The organism is Actinoplanes sp. ATCC 53533 (assembly GCF_003947245.1).
The window spans coordinates 48,531-67,514 of sequence record NZ_QHHV01000031.1; the positions used below are offsets into that span (position 1 = coordinate 48,531).

Here is an 18,984-nt window from a genome sequence, read left to right on the forward strand (position 1 = left end):
CACCATGGCAGACGGGGCTCTGATCGGGCGTGCACCGGAGAGCCGTCGCCTGACCGATCTGATCCGGCGGATTCCCGGTCAGGGCGGCGCGCTGGTCCTGCACGGCGAGGCGGGCGTGGGGAAATCGGCCCTGCTGACCGAGGCCGCGGCGCTCGCCGTGGCCGAGGGCCTCCGGGTGCTCACCGCAGTCGGGGCAGAGACCGAGGAACACCTTCCGTTCGCCGGCTTGCACCAGATCGTGCATCCGGTCCGGGCGGGTCTCCTGGCCTTGCCGGCACTTCAGCGCGAGGCCCTGCAAGGGGCGATGGGCATGACCGACCAGGCCGTGCCGGATGTCTACCTGGTGGGTCTCGCCGTCCTGAACGTCCTCGCCGAGACTGCCGCGCAGACGCCCGTCCTGATCGTCGCCGAAGACGCACACTGGCTGGACCGGGCCAGTGCGGAGGTGCTGGCCTTCGTCGCCCGCCGGCTGGACTCCGAGCCGATCGCGCTGATCGCAGCGGTCCGGGACGGCATCCCGTCCCGCTTGAGTGCCGCGGCGCTGCCGTCGATGGCGGTGACCCGGCTGTCGGAGCGAGACTCGGCGACGCTGCTCGACCTGGTTGCTCCCCACCTCGACCAGGCCCTGCGCCAGCGACTGCTGACCGAGGCGGCCGGGATTCCGCTCGCCCTGACCGAGCTGCCCAAGGCCGTGGCGGTGCCGAGCGGGGCCTTCCCGTCCGAGTCGCTGCCGCTGACCGAGCGGCTCGAACGGGCGTTCACCGATCGGGTCGCGCAGCTGCCAGGCAGCACCCGGGCGATCCTGCCGATCGCCGCGCTCAACGACAGTGCCTCGGTGGCCGAGACCCTGGAGGCCGCCGCGGTGATCCTCGGTGCCGCGGTCGGGATGGCGGCGCTGATCCCCGCGGTCGACGCCAGACTGATCGAGCTGGGCGCACACACCATCACGTTCCGTCATCCACTGATGCGCTCGGCGATCGCCCAGGCCACCAATGCGATCGACCGTCAGCGGGTGCACGGCGCGCTCGCCCAGGTCCTCGGCGCCCGGCCGGATCGGCGAGCCTGGCATCGGGCGGCGGCCACCTGGGGAACAGATGAGAGCGTCGCCGCCGAACTGGACACTCTCGCCAACAGCGCGCAACGCCGCGGTGGGGTGTCGACCGCGGTGGCCGCGCTCGAACAGGCGGCCCGGCTCAGCGCGGTTCCGGCACGGCGGGCGGAACGGCTGCTGAGGGCCGCCGACCTGGCCGTTGAATCAGGCCGGCGGGACGTCGTGCTCCGGGTTCTGCACGAGGCGACGCTGCTGGGCCTCTCCCCACAGGACCGTGCCAGGGTCGCCTGGATCCGCGGTGGCTTCGACGACGGAATGCGCGACGACGCGGCGGGCGCGCAGGATCTGGCGCGGCTTGCCGAGTCCGTCGCCTCCGACGGCGATGCCGACCTGGCCGTTCGCATCCTCTGGAGCGCTGCCTTGCGGTGCTTCTGGTCCGAGCCCGGCGCTCAGGCCCGCGAGCACATCGTCGCCGCGGCGGAAGGCCTGCTCCCCGACAACCGCGACGCCCGGCTGCTGGCGATCCTGGCCTACGCGGCTCCGATCGAACGCGGCGCCAAGGTCGTCAACGGACTTGTCGACCTGGTGGGCCGGCCGGTCGACGGACCGCGGAACGAACGCTTCCTGGGTACCGCCGCGCTGCTGGTCGGTGCGTTCGACATCGCGGCGAAACTCTCCGCGGCCTCCCTGACCGGGCTTCGCGAGCAGGGCAGGCTCGGGTTGCTCGCGCGGGCCCTCGCCGCCCAGGCATGGAGCTCCGTACGGCTCGGAGACCTCTCCGTGGCCGCCCCGGCGGCCGAGGAAGCGAGCCGGCTCGCCCGGGAGACCGACCAGCCGTTCCTCCACGCCCTCATCTGTGCCACGCAGGCCGAGATAGCCGCCCTCCGCGGCGAGTACGGCCCGGCCGGTGACCTCGCCGCCGAGGCGGAGCAGCTGAGCGTGGCGGTGCGTGCCCGCCCTGTCCTGGCAACCGTGCAGGGCGCCAAGGGACTGATCGCGCTCGGCGAGGGACGGTTCGCCGACGCCTTCGACCACCTCCGGCGCATGCACGATCCCGCCGACTCCGCGTTCCAGATCGCGTTGCGCTGCTACGCGGTCCCGGAACTCGCCGAGGCGGCGGTTCGCAGCGGGCAGGTGCACGCCGTGTCCGACATCATCCGTGACCTGGAACAGGTGGCCCGCTCGACGTCCTCGCCGGCGCTGGCCATGGGATTGCGCTACGCGCGGGCCGTCCTGGCCCGCGACGAGGATGCCGAGGACTTGTTTCTGGTGGCGCTGGGTGCGGATTTCGCCGGGTGGCCGTTCCATCGTGCACGGGTGCAGCTCGCCTTCGGCGAGTGGTTGCGCCGGCAGCGCCGGACGTCGGAGTCCCGCCCTCAGTTGCGCGCGGCCCGCGAGACGTTCGACGCCCTCGGTGTCCACCCGTTGAGCCAGCGGGCCCGGCACGAACTGCGCGCGACCGGTGAGGGGAGCCCGCGCCGCAACCCGGATGCCCACGACCGGCTGACGGCGCAGGAGCTGCAGATCGCCCGGCTGGCGGCGGAGGGCCTGACGAACCGTGAGATCGGTCAGCGGCTCTATCTGTCGCACCGCACGGTGAGCACGCATCTCCATCGGATCTTCCCCAAGCTGGGCGTCTCCTCCCGCTCCGACCTCGGCGCGGTCCTCCACCCCGCGCCCGGTGGTTAGCGCGCGTACGTACGTGCTCGGCTCAGTCGCAGTCATATGTGGAAGTGAAGCGAATCGAGGACAGCTTGTCGTTCGAGAAGGGGTTCACGTTGGACGTCCAGTAGCCCGGAGGAATGGCGCCGAGGCCGTGCGGTGACATCTTGTGCCCGTAATTGGCGGTCTCGTAAAGGCACGCGTACACGGTTGTGTAGTTTTTGAAGGAGGTCATGCGGTCATTCATGAAATCGCCCACATAGCCCACGTGCACGTTTGAAGGGAACGCCCAGTACCGCCCCACGAATCCCGAGTGTTCGTAGATGCAGAAGTATCCGCTCCTGCAGACGTCCGCCGCGGCCTGGGCGGCAGCACCGGTAGTCGGCGCCAGCAGGGGCAGCAATACTGCCGCGAGCGCCGTGCCGAGAATCTTCTTGGGTAGCGTAAACAATTTGTTGCGCATCTCAACTCCTACGTCGGCCGCCGGTTTTTGGACTCGGCAAAAGGCTAGGTGTGCCGACTGCTCATCGAGCAGCCCGAGACTGTCCAGAACAAGTCCAGTGCAGTCCGGCGTCGTCCTGGTGGTGGGGAATTCCCGCGATCACTCCTTGAGCGTCGGACGCCAGATGAGGTCAGTGGTCGCGGCGGCCTGACGTACGAGGGCGCCGTCAGGTGACGCTTGTCCGCTCTCGGCCGCCGTCCATACGTTGTGCTGACGCTCCGAGCGGCGGGGAGCGGACGCTGTCTCGCCGATCACATTGCCCCGAAGCCACTTGCTTCGAATTCGAAGCTAGATATAGTTCATCATATGCTTCGAGTTCGAAGCATCGCCGCGGAGGAGGCGCCCACCTTGAGACGGTGGCGCCCCGGATGTCGGCCGACAAGACCATCTCCGTCACTTCCTCTCGTCCGACAAGGAGCACCACCATGGCTTTCACCCTTGACCACCAGGTCGCCGAGGCGCTCGCGCCGATGGCCTCGGCGATGGCGGGTGCCACGCCTCCGCCCGTCGGCGACGTCGCCGCCCGTCGCGCAGCGCTGGAAGGGCTCATCGGGCACACCGACTCCGCGCAACCCACTCCTGCGGACGTCACCATCACCGATCACCAACTGGTCACTTCGGACGGCGAGAAGATTCTGCTGCGCTGGTATGCCAAGAACGACGCGCCCGGCGCGACGCGCCCGGCGGCGGTCTATCTACACGGCGGCGGCATGATTCTCGGACATGCTGGCCTGTTCGACGGCTCGCTCTCCCGGTACGTGTCGGCCAGCGGCACCCCGATTCTCTCGGTCGACTACCGCCTGGCACCCGAGCACCCGCATCCGACCCCGGTTGAGGATGCCTACGCCGGCCTCGTCTGGCTGCACGAACACGCCGCCGGCCTCGGCGTCGACCCCGCCCGCATCGCGGTGTTCGGCGACAGCGCCGGCGGCGGCCTGGCAGCCGCCGTGGCGATCCTCGCCCGCGACCGCAGCGGCCCGGCGATCGCCGGGCAGATCCTCCTCATGCCGATGCTGGACGACCGCAACCTCACCCCCGACCCGCAGCTCGCCCCATTCGTGCTGTGGTCCTGGGACGACAACCGCACCGGCTGGGGTGCGCTGCTCGGCGATGCCGCAGGTGGTCCCGATGTGAACGCCTACGCCGCCCCCGCCCGGATCGCCGATCCGGCCGGGCTGCCGCCGGCCTACATCGAGGTCGGTCAGCTCGACATCTTCCGTGACGAGGCCCTGACCTACGCGCTCCGGCTCGGCCAGGCCGGCGTTCCGGTCGAGTTCCACCTGCACCCCGGCGTTCCCCACGAGTTCGAAAGCATCGCGTTCACCTCCGACGCCGCCCAGCGCGTCATGGCCGACCGGGTCCGCGTCCTGGCCGCCTTGTGACAGCACCCTCGTGATCCACGGCGGGTGACCGCCCAGCGAGGCGTGGTGCCGGGCACCGGTGGTGGGCGGCCACCCGGGGGCGAGTGACCGCCCACGCCTGTCAGCCGGTGATCTGCTGCAACCGGTTCGCGTACTGCTCGTAGCCGGTGCGGTTGGGGTGGAACGCTTCGTTCAGCGATCCGGTGCCCGGCCGGTTGATCCACGGCGCGGCGGTGCAGGCCTCGTGACCGGAGAAGATGCTCCGGCCGTCGACGAAGGTGAAGCCGCTCTTGGCCGCCGTGCGCTGCCGGATGACTTCGGCGAGGACGTCCGCGGAGTGGTTGAGCTGCTGGCGCTCGTAGGTGCTGAGCATGCAGTTGCCGACCGGGGTGGCGCTGGTCGTGACGAGGCGGGGGTATCCGACCACGTACACCTTGGCGTTGGGGGCTTTCGAGCGAATGGTGGCGAACAGCCTGTCCAGCGCCCCCGGCAGGGAGGTGGTGGCCTTGCCGAGGCCGGCCTGGACGGCGGTGGCGCAGTTCGCGTCGGTGCCGAGGACGCAGGTGGTGAGCGTCGAGGTGAAGCCGATGTCGTTGCCGCCGACGGTGATGGTCACCCAGCCGGTTTCCGCGTCGAGGTTGCCGAGCTGCTTCGTGCTGACGGTGGTCACGGTGGCACCGCTGCAGGACCGGTTGACGATGCTGTCACCGAAGGCCGCGCGGCCCTTCTTGGCGACCCAACGGGCCGGGTACGAGTAGCCGTCGCTCTGCAGACAGGTTTGGTCGCGGTAGCTGCCGGCACCGAGGCCAGAGGCGTACGAGTCGCCGAGGACCACGTAGTCACGTGCCTCGGCGGCTTGGGCGACCGCAGCGGTCAGCGCTACGGCCGCGACCGCCGTTGCGGCGATGGCTGTGCCGACGATCCAGCGTCTTGTCACGTGTTCCTCCAGAAGTGGACGGTGGTGTGCGCGGCACATGCTGGGCGGTCCGCCCGGCGCGTAGCCAGACCACTGGATGTCCACCTGATGTCCAACCAACGGGCTACCCAGGTCACCGGTCATTTCGGGGTGCCAGAGCGGACAGGATCTCGTAGACGGTGTGCGCGGCCGCGATGCCGGTGATCTCGGCGTGGTCGTACGCGGGGGAGACCTCGACGACGTCGGCGCCGACCAGGTTCAGCTCACCGAACGTGCGCAGTACGGCGAGCAGTTCCCGGCTGGTCATGCCGCCGGCCTCCGGGGTGCCGGTGCCGGGCGCGAACGCCGGGTCGAGCACGTCGATGTCGATGGAGAGGTAGACCGGCCGGTCCCCGACCCGTTCGCGGATCCGCTCGGCGATGCCGCGGGCGCCCAGGTCGTCGATCTCGACGCTGGGCACCACGTGGAAGCCCAGCTCCCGGTCCTCGGCGAGGTCCCGGGTCGAGTACAGGGGGCCGCGGGTGCCCACGTGCAGGCAGCCGGACCGGTCGATCAGGCCTTCCTCGGAGGCGCGCCGGAACGGGGTCCCGTGCGTGTGTGCCGCCCCGAAGTAGGTGTCCCAGGTGTCCAGGTGCGCGTCGAAGTGCACCACGGCGACCGGGCCGTGCTTGGCGGCCACCGCCCGCAGCAGCGGCAGCGCGATGGTGTGGTCGCCGCCGATGGTGACCAGCCGGCCGGCCCGCTCCAGCATCGCCCGCGCCCCGGCCTCGATCTGGCCGATCGCGGCCTCGATGTCGAACGGGTTCACCGCGAGGTCGCCGGCGTCGGCGACCTGCTGGCTGGCGAACGGCTCGACGTCGGCGGCCGGGTTGTAGGGGCGCAGCAGCCGGGAGGACTCGCGGACGTGCGCCGGGCCGAACCGGGCGCCGGGACGGTAGGAGACGCCGGCGTCGAACGGGACACCGATCACGGCGACGTCGACGTCGGAGACCTCGTCGATGCGGGGGAGCCGGGCGAAGGTGGCGGGCCCGGCGAAGCGGGGGACCACGGTCGCGTCGACCTGACCGACGCGACCGTGCTGGACGATACGGGGAACGGACATCGCTTTCCTTACTCGCCGGACCAGGCTTTGTTCGGCGGACGAGGCTTACTCGGCGGACCAGGCTTTGTTCGGCGGACGGGGCTTATTCGGCGGCCGAGGCGGAGGCGCGGGCGCGGAGCCGGTGCTCCGAGGCGGTGTGGTCGTCGACGATCTCCGGCATCGGCAGGTCGGCGCTCGGCACGCCCCGCGGGCCGTCCGGCCCGAAGACGTACCGGGGCTCCGGGAAGGCGACGATGAGGGCGAGGTAGCCGACGGCGGCGCTGCCGATCGACACGAGCAGGCTGATGTCCACCCCGCCGGCGAGGGTGCGGAACGGGCCCTCGATCAGCGGCGGATAGTTGGCGAACAGCAGGCCCAGGACCGCGGACGGGATCCAGGCCGCCATGCCGCGCCAGTTGACGCCCTTGTGGAACCAGTAGGCGCCGCCGACCTGGCCCTTGTTGAACACCTGCAGGTCGCTCTCCCGGTAGTGGGCCCGGCGGACCACGTACCCGATGGTCATGATGATCATCCACGGGGTGGTGCAGATGACGATCGCGCCGATGAACGCGTTCACGCTGGCCATCAGGTCGAAGGCGAGGCGGCCGACCAGGATGAAGGCGAACGCGAGCGTGCCGATGACCAGCGACGCCCGCACCCGGTTGAGCCGTGGGAAGACCGAGGAGAAGTCCAGGCCGGTGCCGTACAGGCTGGTGATGCCGGTGGAGAGGCCGCCGAGGAAGGCGACCACGATGAGCGGCAGGGCGTACCAGGCGGGCGAGACGTTGATCAGGGCGACGATGTAGTCGGCCTCGCCGGCGACCAGGGTCGCGGTGAAGACCCCGAACAGGAACGGCACCAGCGTCATCAGCTGCGCGGCGAAGGTGGCACCGAGGATCCGGCGCGGCGGCGTGCCGGCCGGGATGTAGCGCGACCAGTCGCCGAGGAAGGCGCCGAACGAGACCGGGTTGCCCATCACGATCAGCGCGGAGAGCACGAAGGTGGGCCAGAAGGAGCCGAGCGAGTACGCCGCGGGGCCGGGGTCGTAACCGAAGTCGAGTTTGCCGCTGTAGGCGACCGCGCCGAGCAGGATCAGCAGCGTGTTGCCGACCACCACGACCTTGTTGACCAGCAACATGAACGCGTAGCCGTAGATCACCACGACGATGACAAGCGCGCCGAGCACCGCGTACACGATGCCGCGCAGCAGGTCGGAGTCGTGCACGCCGGCGAGCCGGACCAGGGCCCCAACCACCGCGTCGCCGCTGACCCAGACCGAGATCGAGTAGAACGCGATGGCGGTCAGCAGGGACAGGAACGAGCCGACGACGCGGCCGCGGACGCCGAAGTGCGCGCCCGAGCTGACCGCGTTGTTGGTGCCGGTCAGCGGGCCGAACAGGCCCATCGGCATGAGAAACACGGCGCCGACGACGACACCGGCGACGACCGCCGCGACGGCCTGCCAGAGCGACAGGCCCAGCAGCACGGGGAAGGTGCCGAGGATGACGGTCGCGAAGGTGTTCGCGCCGCCGAACTGGATCCGGAACAGGTCCAGGGGCCGGGAATGCCGGTCCGATGCCGGGATGGTGTCGATGCCGTGCTGCTCGACCTCGGTGATTCTGGGCCGCTCGATCGCGGGCTGTATACCGGTCATGCGAAGTCCTTCAGGAGGGCCGCTGATGCCGGGACCTTAGATCCTGTGTTGCCTGCCACGCAACCTTTGTTGCATAGAATTGGCGCACTCCGCCCGCCGACCCGGCAGCCGACGTAAACGAGGGTTGAGCCCGGGTGGTGGGCGGTTACTACGCTCGGCGGGCTTCCGGACTTGGCGGGGGCTTGGCGAAGGAGTAGCCGCTGTGCGCATTACCGCCCACCTCGATGTCGAGATGATCGCCATCGAGACGGACGACCAGGTGTCCGTGATGATCGAGCTGAATGCGCCGCCGGCGTCCGCCGACGGCGGCGAGCGGGTGCCGGGCACGCTGCAGGTTGTGCTCGACCGCAGCGGCTCGATGGGCGGCGGGCGGCTCAGCGGCGCGAAGACCGCCCTTACGAGTCTGGTCGACCGGCTCGACCCGCGGGACCACTTCGGCTTGGTGGTCTTCGACGACCGGGTCGACGTCGCGGTGCCCGCGACGCGGCTGGCCGACAAGGCGGCGGTCAAGCGCGCGATCGCGGGTGTGCGGACGCGCGGGGGCACGGACCTGTCCGGCGGCTACCTTCGCGGACTGCAGGAGGCCCGACGAGTAGCCGGTGCGGCCGGCGCCACCGTGCTGATCATCAGCGACGGACACGCCAACGTCGGTATCACCGACCCTGACACGCTGGCCCGGGTGGCGGCCGAGGCGTACACCCACGGGGTGACCACCTCGACGCTCGGCTTCGGTCTGGGTTACGACGAGCGAATCATGTCGGGGATCGCGCGCGGCGGCTCCGGCAACGAGCACTTCGCGGAGGAGCCCGACACCGCTGCTGCGCTGATCGCCGGCGAGGTCGAGGGGCTGCTCGCGCAAACCGCCCAGGCCGCGTCGCTGCATGTGCGGCTCGCCCCCGTGGTCAGGGAGGTACTGGTGGTCAACGACCTGCCGGCCAATGTGGTCGACGACGGCCTGCTCATCGAGCTCGGCAGCTTCTACGCCGAGGAGACCCGCAAGCTCGTGCTGACCTTCGACGTCCCGGCGGTCGCCGCGTTGGGGCTGACCGAGGTGGCGACGCTCACCTTCACCTACGTGGAGCTGCCGGCGCTGGCCCAACATACGGTGACGGTGCCGGTGCACGTCAACGTGGTGCCCGGCGACCGGGCTGCCGGCCGCATTCCCGATCCGGTGGTGCGCACCGAACTGGTCTACCTGCGCGCTCAGCAGGCGAAGCGGCGCGCCTCCAAGCTGCTCAACAGCGGCGATTCCGCCGCGGCGCTGGAAGAGATCCGGCAGGCACAACAGGAGATCACCGAAGCCCAGCTCGGTGCACCCGAGGCCCTGGCGGCCGACCTGGCCGAGGAAGCCGCGACGCTCGACTATCTCGCCCGGGAGACCGAGACCGGGTCGGCATCCCGGGCCGGAAAGTACCTTTCCGCCAGCTCACAGGCCCGACTGCAGAAGCGCGGCCGCAAGTACGACACCCCACCGGTGCCTCCGGTCGGCGAACCGAAGGCCGAGCCGAACCCCGAGTCCGAGCCGGACCAGGACAACACCTGAACGCCTGACAGGCACGCTGCCAACGGTCGCTATGGTGGTCCGGCCCCGATTGTCTCCTGGACTGGAGTAGCGCCGATGGTGGTGGATGCTGCGCTCCTGCGCCGCGCCGGTGATCTCAAGGGTGAGCTGGTGGCGTTCTCTCAACAGCCGCGGTACGACCGCGTCGCCTCCCGCTTCCTGGCTGAGTACGGGAACGGCCTGGAGGATGTCGACGAACAGCGGCTGATGCTGCTCTGGGACAGTTTCGTGCTGGAACACAAGCTGCCCAACGGCCGGACGGTGGTGGAGCAATTCGTCGCCGCCCATCCGCAGCTGGCCGAGCCCGAGCGGGAGATGGTGCTCGGCTGGCGGGATGTGGTGCAGGGCCCGTTCGAGGTGCAGCGACGGGACGGGCAGGCCCTGGTGGTGGAGAGCCTGGTCGACGAGTTGACCTACCGGGTCCGGTCCAACATGGGGCCGGCGGTGTTCCGGCAGATGCCCCGCCGCTCGTGCATCATCGCCCGGCTGGTTCCGGTCGGTGACGAGTGGATGTTGAGCGGGCCGACCAGCGTATTGCGGGCGGCCGAGCGCGACATCGCGTACGAGCTCGCGCTGGACATGTCTCTGCGTACGCCGGAGGCGGTGTTCCGGAATCCGGCGAAGCTGGCGCGGGCCTGGGAGCAGCAGCGCACTGACCGGGAACGGTTCATCCGGTTCTTCGGCGCCGATCTGGTGGTGGTGCCCGGGGAGCAGGCACAGGACCGGCTCAACGCCTACTACCGGTTCTGCCGCGAGGAGATCCTCGGGCCGGAGCCGGACGGCCTGCCCGGCGGGGTGTCGGTCGAGTTGCCGCCGGACATCATTGATGCGGACACGGTGGCGCTGATCTACGATGAGACGGATGGGCTCGGTTTCTACGCCGAGTTCGGCATGGTGGAAGAGGCGTTCGCAAACCCGGACCTGCTCCGGCGTCGCCGGTGGCGCGAGCAATCGTTGTCCTACCTGCACGATGACAGCGTGGAGCCGATGGTCTTGCGCCGGTTGGCCGACCGAGACCCGGACCAGGCGAGCGTGGTGTTCCGGCGGCTGCTGAAACGGCCGCGGTTCGACTGGAAGCGCGACGGCGAGGAGCTGATGCGCGAGGTCAAGCCGGACTACTACGTCCGGCCGCCGCGCCCGCGGGTGAGCCCGCTCGGCGAGCGACTGGCGGCGTTCGCCACGCGGGCCAGGTCCGGCACGGAGTGATCGAGAAGGGCGGCATGACCGGCGAAGACGACGTGGCCATGCTGGTGGACCTGCTGCGGCGGGATCGGCGACTGCACCCGTACCGAGGACGCGGAGAGTATTCACAGACGGCCCGGGCGGTGGCCGAAGCCTGCGACCGGCTGATCCACTCCGGCCACGCGGCACAGGCTGTCCCGCTGTTGCGCAAGGCGGTCGACCGGATGACGCGGGCGCTGGCATACATGGACGACTCGTCCGGCATCGTCGGGGACGATCTACGCGAGATCATGGGCCTGTACGCGCGGGCCTGCACCGCGGCGCCGCCGAAACCGGCCGCACTCGCGAAATGGCTGGTCACGCTCGCCTGCGACGGCTCTGGCTGGCCTCGGGTCGTGTTGCGCGACTTTGCCGAAGCGCTCGGCGAGCCCGGCCTCGCCGAAGTCGCCCGCCTGGTCGAAGCACACGCGCGTACTGCTGACCCGGAGTCGTGGACGGCCGTGTTCGCCGTGCGGGACCTGCGGGAACAACTGGCGGAGGTGTCTGGTGACGTCGACCGATACGTCGCCGTTCTCGCCGAACACCTCAACCGCGCCGTCCAGTACGAGCGGATCACTCTCGCCCTGCGCGACGCCGGCCGCCACCCGGAAGCGATCACCTGGGCCAGGCGCGGCCTGGCGGAGCAGCCGGGCGGGCCACAAACCGACCGGCTCAGGGACACCCTGGTCGAGATGCTCCTCGGCGACGGCCGACCCGACGATGCCGTCCAGATCCGCCGGGACCAGTTCGCCCGGCACCCGACAGCCACCGCCTACCGGGCCCTCGTCGCGACCAGCACGACGATCGAGGCCGACCACTCGGCGCCGTGGGCGCTGGCGATCCTGGCGGAGCGCGTCGCTCGGCAACCGGCCTACGCCGGCGAACTGCTCGACCTGCTCCTGTCACTCGGCCGCGACGACGAAGCCTGGCAACTCGGCCAGGAGCATCGAAGCACGCTCGGCGACCAGCAGTGGCTCAAACTGCTGGAACAACGCCGCACCAGCCGTCCGGCCGACGTCGTGGCCCCGTACCAGGACATGATCGAACGGCACATTCTGAACTCCGGCGACAAATACCGCTATCGCCGGGCCGTCGCCCTCCTGCCCACCCTCCGTGACGCATACGCGAAGGCCGGCGACCCGGCCGCGTTCACGTCATACCTGGGGGAACTCCGGGCGCGGCACACCCGCCGACCGACCTTCCTCAAGACTCTTGAGGCCGCCGGCCTCTCAAGGCCGAGCGGGCCCGACTCGCGGTCTGGACGCTGACCGTCGTCCGGGAGGCGCCGTATCCCAATCACCTGGCCGTGCCCGGACCGTCGGCTATTCGGCAGTCGTACGCTCCAGGTCGAGATCTTCGCTGTAGTCGCTCGGAAGGTCGACCATCTCGGTTTCCGGGCGGTATCCGGGGTCGAGCCGCACCAGGTCCCATTCGTTGATCCAGGCCCGCACGTACTGGCGCATCCGGGTGGCGCCGAGGCGCTCCAGCCCGGTCACCTCCGGCGGCTGCCAGTCGAAGGCCGCACCGTGCAGTTCGCGTACCCGGCCGTACGCGTGTTTGAGCTCGGTGTCGTCCGGCGGGGTGAGCAGGTGCGTCTCCCGGTCGATGATCCGCATGCCGGCCTGGGCCGCCGTGGCGAGGGCGGTCGCTTCCGGGGTGTCCTTGGCCCGCAGTTTCGCCGGCAACACTTCCCGGTCGTTGCGTCCGGTGATGACGGCGGCCTCGAAGTCGTCGGTCATCGCGAACACCGCGGCCACGGGAATCGCTCCACCGTGCTCACCGCGCATCCAGCGGGCCAGTTCCGCGTACGACTTCGCCCGCTGCTGCAGCGAATACCGTCCGATGAGCTCGACCTCGTCGAAGAGAATCACCCAAGCGGGCGAACCCGCGGCGGCCAGTAGCCGCGACGCGAACCTGAGCCGCTGCCGGCCCAGCTCGGCCGCGGTCACCGGTGGCAGGGCGGGCCGTTGCTCACCCTGCTCGCGCAGCCTGCGGCGGAGCTCGGGTACGGCGATCGGGTCGCCGGACCAGAATCGCAGGATCATGTCGGCGAACACCGCGTCCCGCTCGCGGACGTGCGCGTACAACCCGAGGGTGGCGGGGAATCGTTCGTTGAGCCCGGAACCGCTCGACGACGCCCACCGCAACAACTCGGCGTACGCCCGGCCGTCGACGTCCAGTGCCGCGGCCGCCTCGATGATCGCCGGGCGGGCCTGCCCGGCCCGTACCGCCGAGTCCGCGGCGGCGCGGAAGACCTTCGCCGGGTCGTGCAGCGGGGTTTCCTTGCTGATGACGACCCGGCTGACCGTGCAGTCCGCGTCGAGCGCGAGCCGGCTCAGGTGCTCCAGCAGGTGACTCTTGCCGGCCCCGAACCCGCCGCCGAGCAGCAGGCCACCGGCGGTGCCGGCCGCGGCGGCCGCGCGGAGCGCACCGAACCGGTCCTCGATCGCCGACTGCCCGCTGCCGAGTGCCGCGACGGCGTCGCGACTGGGCACGCCGGCCCGTAGTGCTTCGATCGCCCGCCGCCGCGCCACCCGCGAGGCCGGGTCATGATTCGCGCTCTTCATGCGATGCCCTCCTGCGAGCGGCCGCCGATCCGGACCATGGTCGCGTACGGGTTGGCCCGCCGCCGGTCGCGGACCTCGTCGATGACCCGCAGTTGCAGGGCGGTGTAGGACGGCAGCCCGCGCGCATCGTCCTGGACGAGCTGCGCCGGCAGCGTGGCCGCCACGAAGAGCCCGTCGAACTCGTCGGTCGCGTCGATCAGCTGACGCAGCATCTCGTACGCGTCGAGCGTCGCGGCCTTCGAGTAGTAGTGGCCGTCGCGGAGCCCGGGCGGCGGTCGTCGGACGACGGCGAGCCGGTCGAGGTCGAGGTGCAGGACCAGGCCGCGTCGCCCGGCGATGCGTAGCCACCGGGTCAGCGACACCAGCAGCGGGCGGGCGTTGTGCCGAGCCACCTTGCTCTGCAGCGACACCCCGCGCAGCGCCGCCGCGGGCAGGCGTTCCCCGCACAGCCAGCCGATGACGGTTTCGCGCTCGGTGAGGCTGACGTCGCCACGGCCGAGCCGTTCCTGGCAGAGCCGCAGCATGGCGACCCGGAACTCGTGACTGAGCTCGGTGTCCCGCAGCACGATCTGCTCAAGTGCCCGGCGCACGCTGCGGTACAACTCGGCCGCGTCCACGTCGTGGTGACGGGCGACCGCAGCCAGGTCGATGTCGGCGTCGCTGTCGGGCGCGGGAAACGCGGTGCGCTCCAGCGCGGACCGCACCACCGCCGAGGCCAGCGCCACCCAGTCCAGCTGCCGGGCGATCGCCGTGAAGAGCTGGTCGACCAGGTGAATGCGGGTGTCGGCGGCGTTCACCTCGACGATCGCGAACCCGTCGTCGAGCTCGCGGATCTCGTTGGTCAGCTGCGCGCGGGTCGCGTCGTCACCGACAGCCAGCAGTTTGACGGCTGCGCCGCCGCCGTCGATGTAACCGGCGAGGTATTCACGGGCGACGAAATCGATGTACTCGGCGGCGCCGATGGCGGTATCGGTCACGTCCCGGCCGGCTCCGCGTTTGCGACGGTGGCGGCGTCGGCGACCGTGAAGGACACTCCCCAGTATCGTTGCTGCTGGCCGCTGGGCGCGACTGTGACCAGGGTGCCCGCCCCCTTGGTGCCGGTGCTCGCCGACCACCGCAGGGTCCGCGCGCTACGGGCCGTGTGGGTGACTCCGCTGCGGTCGAGCAGATACAGGTCGCGGGCGAATTCCTGCTTGCTGTACTGCGCTCGCTGACCGGGCAGCATCGTCAGGACGCCCCAGATGTCGAGCAGCCGCACCACGCCGTCCGCCCGTTTGTCCTCGCCGGTCACCAGCAGCTCGTACGCGGCGCGCAGGCTGTCCAGGAACGCGTCCGCCTTGAAGCGCACGTCGCGTTCCTGAGCCCGGGCGAGCGCCGCGACCAGCACGGATGGGCGCAGCCGGCGCTCACGGACCTTGTCGATCTCGATGGCGGCCTCCGCGGGCACCAGCTTCAGCAGCGACGGGTAGCAGAGCAGGAGGTTGTCCTCCTCCACGATCGTCAGGCCCGCCGACTCGGCCGCGGCGAGCAGCTCCTTGACGTACCCACCGGAGGCGAGATAGTCCTGCTCATCGAGCTCGGGTCCGTCGCTCAGCGTCCCGGTGGCGGCGGCGAGGGCGGCGGCGGCCGTGCCGGCCGCGGCCAGGGCCTTGCGAAGATCGCGGACCTGTCCGGTGCGGGCGGCGGCGTGCGCCTTCTTCAGCTCGCGGACCGTTGCGTTCGCCCCGCGCAGGGCGACCTCGATGTCACGTTCGGCCGTGCTCAGCATCGCCTCGAACGATGGGGCTGCTGGTGCCCCCTCGACATCCGGCTCGGCGGTGCCGGTGGTCAGGTCATCGATGGATGTCTCAATCACCGTGTCGCGAACCCCATTCCGGTGAAGGTGTCGATGCTGGTGGACGGATACAGTCGGGCCGTGGTGCAGTCGTCCTACCCGACCTCGATCGAGGGGCGCTGGGTGCCGCACGGCCAGGCGGTGGACGTCGCCGGCCATGCTATCCCCGGGGGCTTGATCTACGTAGGCGGGTACCTCTGTGGTGTAACGGGGCGAACCGAGCCGGCGTTGATCAACCCAGAGTTGCCGGTGGCGTCGGACAGGCGGGTGCCCGCAGTGGACGATCTCGGCCCGGCGCTGGCGTACGACCTGCTCTCGCCGGCCGCCCGCGGGGCGTACCTCGGGTGGCATGCCGGCGGTCGCCGCACCGAGGTGCCTGCCGGACTGGTGCTGCTGTTCTGCTACGGGCTCGAACGCCGGGTGCTGCATGACCCCGGGTGGCAGCCGGCCGTGCGCGACGAACTGCCGGCCATCGCCGCCGAGGTGCGTCGCCTGGGCGAGCGGTACGGCCGCGCCACGCCCGAGCTTTCCGAGCGGCTCGACCGGCTGCTGGAGCTGGTGAGCGTGCTGGCCGCACCGCGCCACGCGCCTGCGGCGGGGCCCGGTCCTGGCCTGGCCGCGTCGGCGCCCGACGATCGGATCGCGCCCGTGGCGTTGCGGGTGGCGCTGGCCAGGTTCGCCGCGTCGGCCACGCCGGTGCCGGCTGGCTGGGCCGGACTGTGGGCCCGGCACCACCCACTGCTGACGCCGAGAGGTGTGCGGACTCTGTGCCCGGAGGAGTTCGACCGCCTGTTCACGCTGCGTTACCACGAGACCTTCGGGTCAGGTCTGGTAGCTGGCGACGACGCACCCGGCCTGCGGATCCGGTACGAGCCGGCGAACCCGGAGCTGACCACGACTCTGGTGTGCCGCGAGGACCTGGCCGACGTGCTGGCCGACGGGCCTAGCGGGCGGGCGCTGGGGGCGCTGGTCGACGGGATCGCCTCCGCGCTGGATCCGTACCGTCGGATGGTGGCCCGGTTTCCGCAGAGCCGGGGGTCGCTCGCCGCGGCCAGGTTGTTGCCCGTGGATCTTCTCGACGCGGACCGCGGGCGCTTCGGCGCCCTGCGGGTGTGGACCGAGGCCCGCTTTGACGGGCGGCCGCTGGCGGTCGTCGACGGGGCGGAGTTTGCCGCGTTCTGGTCGACTGCCTCGCCGGGCCGCATGGCCCGCGACGAGGCCGCGGCCTTCATCGAGGTCCTCGCGTTGCTGGGGGTGGGGGTCGAGCCCGATATCCGGTACGGAGCTCCGGCGCTCGGCCCCGGGGCGGTGGTGCTGTTCCGCTCCGGTACGCCGGTATGGCAGCGTCCGGCACGCGTCGGTGGTGTGGCGGAGGCTGATCGCCCGGCTCCGGGGTTCATCGCCGCCGCGACCATCGCCCGGTGCGCCGCGGTTGTCGTGGCAACGGCCGGACCCGTGGTGCCGGACAGCACCGGGTGGGTGCGCGCCCTGGGCGCCGTCGCCGACCTCGCGGTGGCGTGCCGGATACCCGCCGGCCAGCGGACCCGGCTCGCCGCGCGGCTGGGCTGGCTGCTCGCCACCGGGGTGGATGTCGTGCGGTTGCCTCGGCAGGTCACCAGGCTGACCACCGCGGAGCGGGAGATCGCCGGCAGTTGGTTGGTCTCGGTCGCCGCCGCGGTCGCCCCGGGGTTCCCGCCGGTGACGGTCGCGGCCCTGAGCCGCGTCTACCGGATTCTCGGCCTGGAAGTCACTGCCCTGTACCACCGCCTGCACGCCTTCAGCGTGACCGGGACGGCGGACGATGCCGACGAACCGATCGTGGTCCGGCCCGCCGACCCGGACGGCGACGGCTTCGCCCTGCCCTGGTCGGCGCGCGACGAGATGCGGCTCGACCAGGCGGTCATCAGCAGGAAGATCGACGAAAGCGCGGCGGTGGCGACGTTGCTCGCCACCATCTTCGAGACCGACGACACCGACGACACCGGCGACGACGCCGACGACGCTGTGCCGGTGGTCGCGGTCGAGAACGCGGATCCGGTCGCCGGCCTCGACCCGGCACACAGCGCGCTGCTGCGAGCCGTGGCCGGGCAGCCGTCCTGGACCCGCGACGAATTCGCGGCTCTCGCCGGCGTGCACGGCGTGCTTCCGGACGGCGCGCTGGACGTCCTCAACGAGGCGGCGATCGACACCGTCGGGGGACCCCTGATCGCCGATGGCGTTACTCTCGCGGTAGACGACGACGTACTGCGGGAGTTGCTCCGTTGACGCATTCCACCAAGCCGGCGCAGGCCGGCCGGATCCGCCCGCGGGAACGCGACGCGATCGTGGCGTCACTGCGGGCCGGGGTCGTGCCCCGGGTCGGCCAGCATCACGTGCAGGTCGGCCGGGCCGCCGAGATCGAGGCCGTGCTGCGCGACGTGGAACGGATCGCCGACGGCGGCGCCGGGTGCCGCTTCGTCATCGGGGAGTACGGCTCGGGCAAGACCTTCCTGCTGCATCTGATCAGGTCGATCGCGTTGGAGAAGCGGCTGGTGACCGTCCATGCCGACCTGTCGCCCGACCGCCGGCTGCACGGCGCCTCCGGCCGGGCTCGAGGGCTCTACGCGGAGCTGATGCACAACGTCGCCACCCGGGCGCGGCCGGAGGGCGGCGCCCTGGCCGGCGTCGTCGAGCGATTCGTCACCATGGCGCTGAACGAGGCCAACGCCACCGGTGACACTCCGGGCGACGTCATCGCCGCGCGGCTGGCGACGCTGTCCGAGTCGACCGGCGGCTACGATTTCGCCGCCGTGATCGGCGCGTACTGGCGCGGCTACGACAGCGGCGACGAGCGGCTGCGGGCCGACGCGGTGCGGTGGCTGCGCGGCGAGTTCACCAGCCGCGTCGATGCGCGGGCCGCCCTCGGGGTGCGCACCGTCATCGACGACGCGAGCTTCTACGATCACCTGAAGCTGATGGGACGCTTCGTGCGGCTGGCCGGGTTCAGCGGCCTGCTCGTCTGCGTCGACGAGATGGTCAATCTGTACAAGTTGCCGAGTTCGGCGGCCCGCAACGCCAACTACGAGCAGGTGTTGCGCATTCTCAACGACAGCCTGCAGGGCGACGCCCAGCACCTCGGTTTTCTGTTCGGCGGGACACCCGAGTTCCTGCTGGACACCCGGCGCGGCCTGTTCTCCTATCCCGCGCTCGCCTCGCGGCTGGCCGCGAACAGCTTCACCGCCGACGACCGGATCGACCGCTCCGGGCCCGTGCTGCGGCTGGGTAACCTCAGCCCCGAGGACATGTTCGTGCTGTTGACCAAGCTGCGGCACGTGTACGCGGGCGGCGATCCGGCCGCCTACCTCGTGCCGGATGAGGCGCTCACCGCATACATGAGGCACTGCGCGGCGCGGATCGGGGACGCGTACTTTCGCACGCCGCGTGAGACCATTCGCGGCTTTCTCGACCTGCTGGCCATGCTCGACCAGCATCCGGACCTGACCTGGCCCGAGCTGGTCGACGCGGTCGACCTCACCCCCGGCACGCCCACCCCGGGCGACGATGACGAACTCAGCTCCTTCCGGCTCTGACCCGC

14 protein-coding genes are annotated in these 18,984 nt (G+C 70.8%); 7 read left to right on the plus strand and 7 right to left on the minus strand.

What is annotated here, in order from left to right; all coding sequences use genetic code 11:
- Positions 1-4 precede the first annotated feature (4 nt).
- Positions 5-2,740 (plus strand): AAA family ATPase, encoded by a 2,736-nt coding sequence (locus DMB66_RS12385; RefSeq protein WP_125804202.1) that lies wholly within the window; start codon positions 5-7, stop codon positions 2,738-2,740.
- 22 nt (positions 2,741-2,762) lie between these two features.
- Here the strand turns inward: DMB66_RS12385 and DMB66_RS12390 are convergent, their stop codons facing one another.
- Positions 2,763-3,176 carry a peptidase inhibitor family I36 protein gene (locus tag DMB66_RS12390; RefSeq protein ID WP_125804203.1) on the minus strand — a complete coding sequence of 138 codons (414 nt, stop codon included), beginning with the start codon at positions 3,174-3,176 and terminating at the stop codon, positions 2,763-2,765.
- A gap of 464 nt (positions 3,177-3,640) precedes the next feature.
- Here DMB66_RS12390 and DMB66_RS12395 point away from each other — a divergent pair, with 464 nt between their 5' ends.
- Positions 3,641-4,597, plus strand: a complete 957-nt coding sequence (locus DMB66_RS12395; protein WP_125804204.1) for an alpha/beta hydrolase — start codon at positions 3,641-3,643, stop codon at positions 4,595-4,597.
- 100 nt (positions 4,598-4,697) lie between these two features.
- Here the strand turns inward: DMB66_RS12395 and DMB66_RS12400 are convergent, their stop codons facing one another.
- The 3 genes from DMB66_RS12400 to DMB66_RS12410 all read right to left on the minus strand — a co-directional run bounded on the left by DMB66_RS12400 (position 4,698) and on the right by DMB66_RS12410 (position 8,227).
- Positions 4,698-5,513, minus strand: a complete 816-nt coding sequence (locus DMB66_RS12400; RefSeq protein ID WP_158647218.1) for an SGNH/GDSL hydrolase family protein — start codon at positions 5,511-5,513, stop codon at positions 4,698-4,700.
- Positions 5,514-5,625: 112 nt separating this feature from the next.
- Entirely contained in the window at positions 5,626-6,594 is a 969-nt protein-coding gene (speB, locus tag DMB66_RS12405; protein ID WP_125804206.1) for an agmatinase, read from the minus strand.
- An 82-nt stretch (positions 6,595-6,676) separates the two neighbouring features.
- On the minus strand, positions 6,677-8,227 hold the full coding sequence (locus DMB66_RS12410) for a cytosine permease (RefSeq protein WP_125804207.1): 1,551 nt from the start codon (positions 8,225-8,227) through the stop codon (positions 6,677-6,679).
- A 202-nt stretch (positions 8,228-8,429) separates the two neighbouring features.
- On the opposite strand from DMB66_RS12410, the gene DMB66_RS12415 reads away from it, so the two are divergent.
- From DMB66_RS12415 to DMB66_RS12425, 3 genes are all read left to right on the plus strand, one after another.
- On the plus strand, positions 8,430-9,770 hold the full coding sequence (locus DMB66_RS12415) for a VWA domain-containing protein (protein WP_125804208.1): 1,341 nt from the start codon (positions 8,430-8,432) through the stop codon (positions 9,768-9,770).
- A gap of 75 nt (positions 9,771-9,845) precedes the next feature.
- Positions 9,846-10,994 carry a hypothetical protein gene (locus tag DMB66_RS12420; protein ID WP_125804209.1) on the plus strand — a complete coding sequence of 383 codons (1,149 nt, stop codon included), beginning with the start codon at positions 9,846-9,848 and terminating at the stop codon, positions 10,992-10,994.
- A 14-nt stretch (positions 10,995-11,008) separates the two neighbouring features.
- Positions 11,009-12,277, plus strand: coding sequence for a DUF6880 family protein (locus DMB66_RS12425; RefSeq protein ID WP_125804210.1), 1,269 nt, complete (start codon positions 11,009-11,011; stop codon positions 12,275-12,277).
- A 54-nt stretch (positions 12,278-12,331) separates the two neighbouring features.
- Here the strand turns inward: DMB66_RS12425 and DMB66_RS12430 are convergent, their stop codons facing one another.
- The 3 genes from DMB66_RS12430 to DMB66_RS12440 are packed head-to-tail and all read right to left on the minus strand — an operon-like array spanning position 12,332 to position 15,431.
- Entirely contained in the window at positions 12,332-13,576 is a 1,245-nt protein-coding gene (locus DMB66_RS12430; RefSeq protein ID WP_125804211.1) for a BREX system ATP-binding domain-containing protein, read from the minus strand.
- Positions 13,573-14,553: a BREX system ATP-binding domain-containing protein gene (locus tag DMB66_RS12435; RefSeq protein ID WP_125804212.1), complete on the minus strand. Its 981-nt coding sequence runs from the start codon at positions 14,551-14,553 to the stop codon at positions 13,573-13,575. Before DMB66_RS12435 ends, DMB66_RS12430 begins: the two co-directional genes overlap by 4 nt.
- Positions 14,550-15,431, minus strand: a complete 882-nt coding sequence (locus DMB66_RS12440) for a hypothetical protein (RefSeq protein WP_125804213.1) — start codon at positions 15,429-15,431, stop codon at positions 14,550-14,552. Before DMB66_RS12440 ends, DMB66_RS12435 begins: the two co-directional genes overlap by 4 nt.
- A 33-nt stretch (positions 15,432-15,464) precedes the next feature.
- Between DMB66_RS12440 and DMB66_RS12445 the strand changes: the two genes are divergently transcribed.
- Together DMB66_RS12445 and DMB66_RS12450 are read left to right on the plus strand one after the other, a co-directional pair.
- Positions 15,465-17,675, plus strand: coding sequence for a TerB N-terminal domain-containing protein (locus DMB66_RS12445; RefSeq protein ID WP_125804214.1), 2,211 nt, complete (start codon positions 15,465-15,467; stop codon positions 17,673-17,675).
- On the plus strand, positions 17,672-18,979 hold the full coding sequence (locus DMB66_RS12450; RefSeq protein WP_199752272.1) for an ATP-binding protein: 1,308 nt from the start codon (positions 17,672-17,674) through the stop codon (positions 18,977-18,979). Before DMB66_RS12445 ends, DMB66_RS12450 begins: the two co-directional genes overlap by 4 nt.
- The last annotated feature ends 5 nt before the right edge of the window (positions 18,980-18,984 follow it).

Coding starts and splice junctions, on each gene's coding strand:
- DMB66_RS12385 (WP_125804202.1), top strand. CDS start 5: ATGGCAGACGGGGCTCTGATCGGGCGTGCACCGGAGAGCCGTCGCCTG.
- DMB66_RS12390 (WP_125804203.1), bottom strand. CDS start 3,176: ATGCGCAACAAATTGTTTACGCTACCCAAGAAGATTCTCGGCACGGCG.
- DMB66_RS12395 (WP_125804204.1), top strand. CDS start 3,641: ATGGCTTTCACCCTTGACCACCAGGTCGCCGAGGCGCTCGCGCCGATG.
- speB (WP_125804206.1), bottom strand. CDS start 6,594: ATGTCCGTTCCCCGTATCGTCCAGCACGGTCGCGTCGGTCAGGTCGAC.
- DMB66_RS12410 (WP_125804207.1), bottom strand. CDS start 8,227: ATGACCGGTATACAGCCCGCGATCGAGCGGCCCAGAATCACCGAGGTC.
- DMB66_RS12420 (WP_125804209.1), top strand. CDS start 9,846: ATGGTGGTGGATGCTGCGCTCCTGCGCCGCGCCGGTGATCTCAAGGGT.
- DMB66_RS12425 (WP_125804210.1), top strand. CDS start 11,009: ATGACCGGCGAAGACGACGTGGCCATGCTGGTGGACCTGCTGCGGCGG.
- DMB66_RS12430 (WP_125804211.1), bottom strand. CDS start 13,576: ATGAAGAGCGCGAATCATGACCCGGCCTCGCGGGTGGCGCGGCGGCGG.
- DMB66_RS12445 (WP_125804214.1), top strand. CDS start 15,465: ATGCTGGTGGACGGATACAGTCGGGCCGTGGTGCAGTCGTCCTACCCG.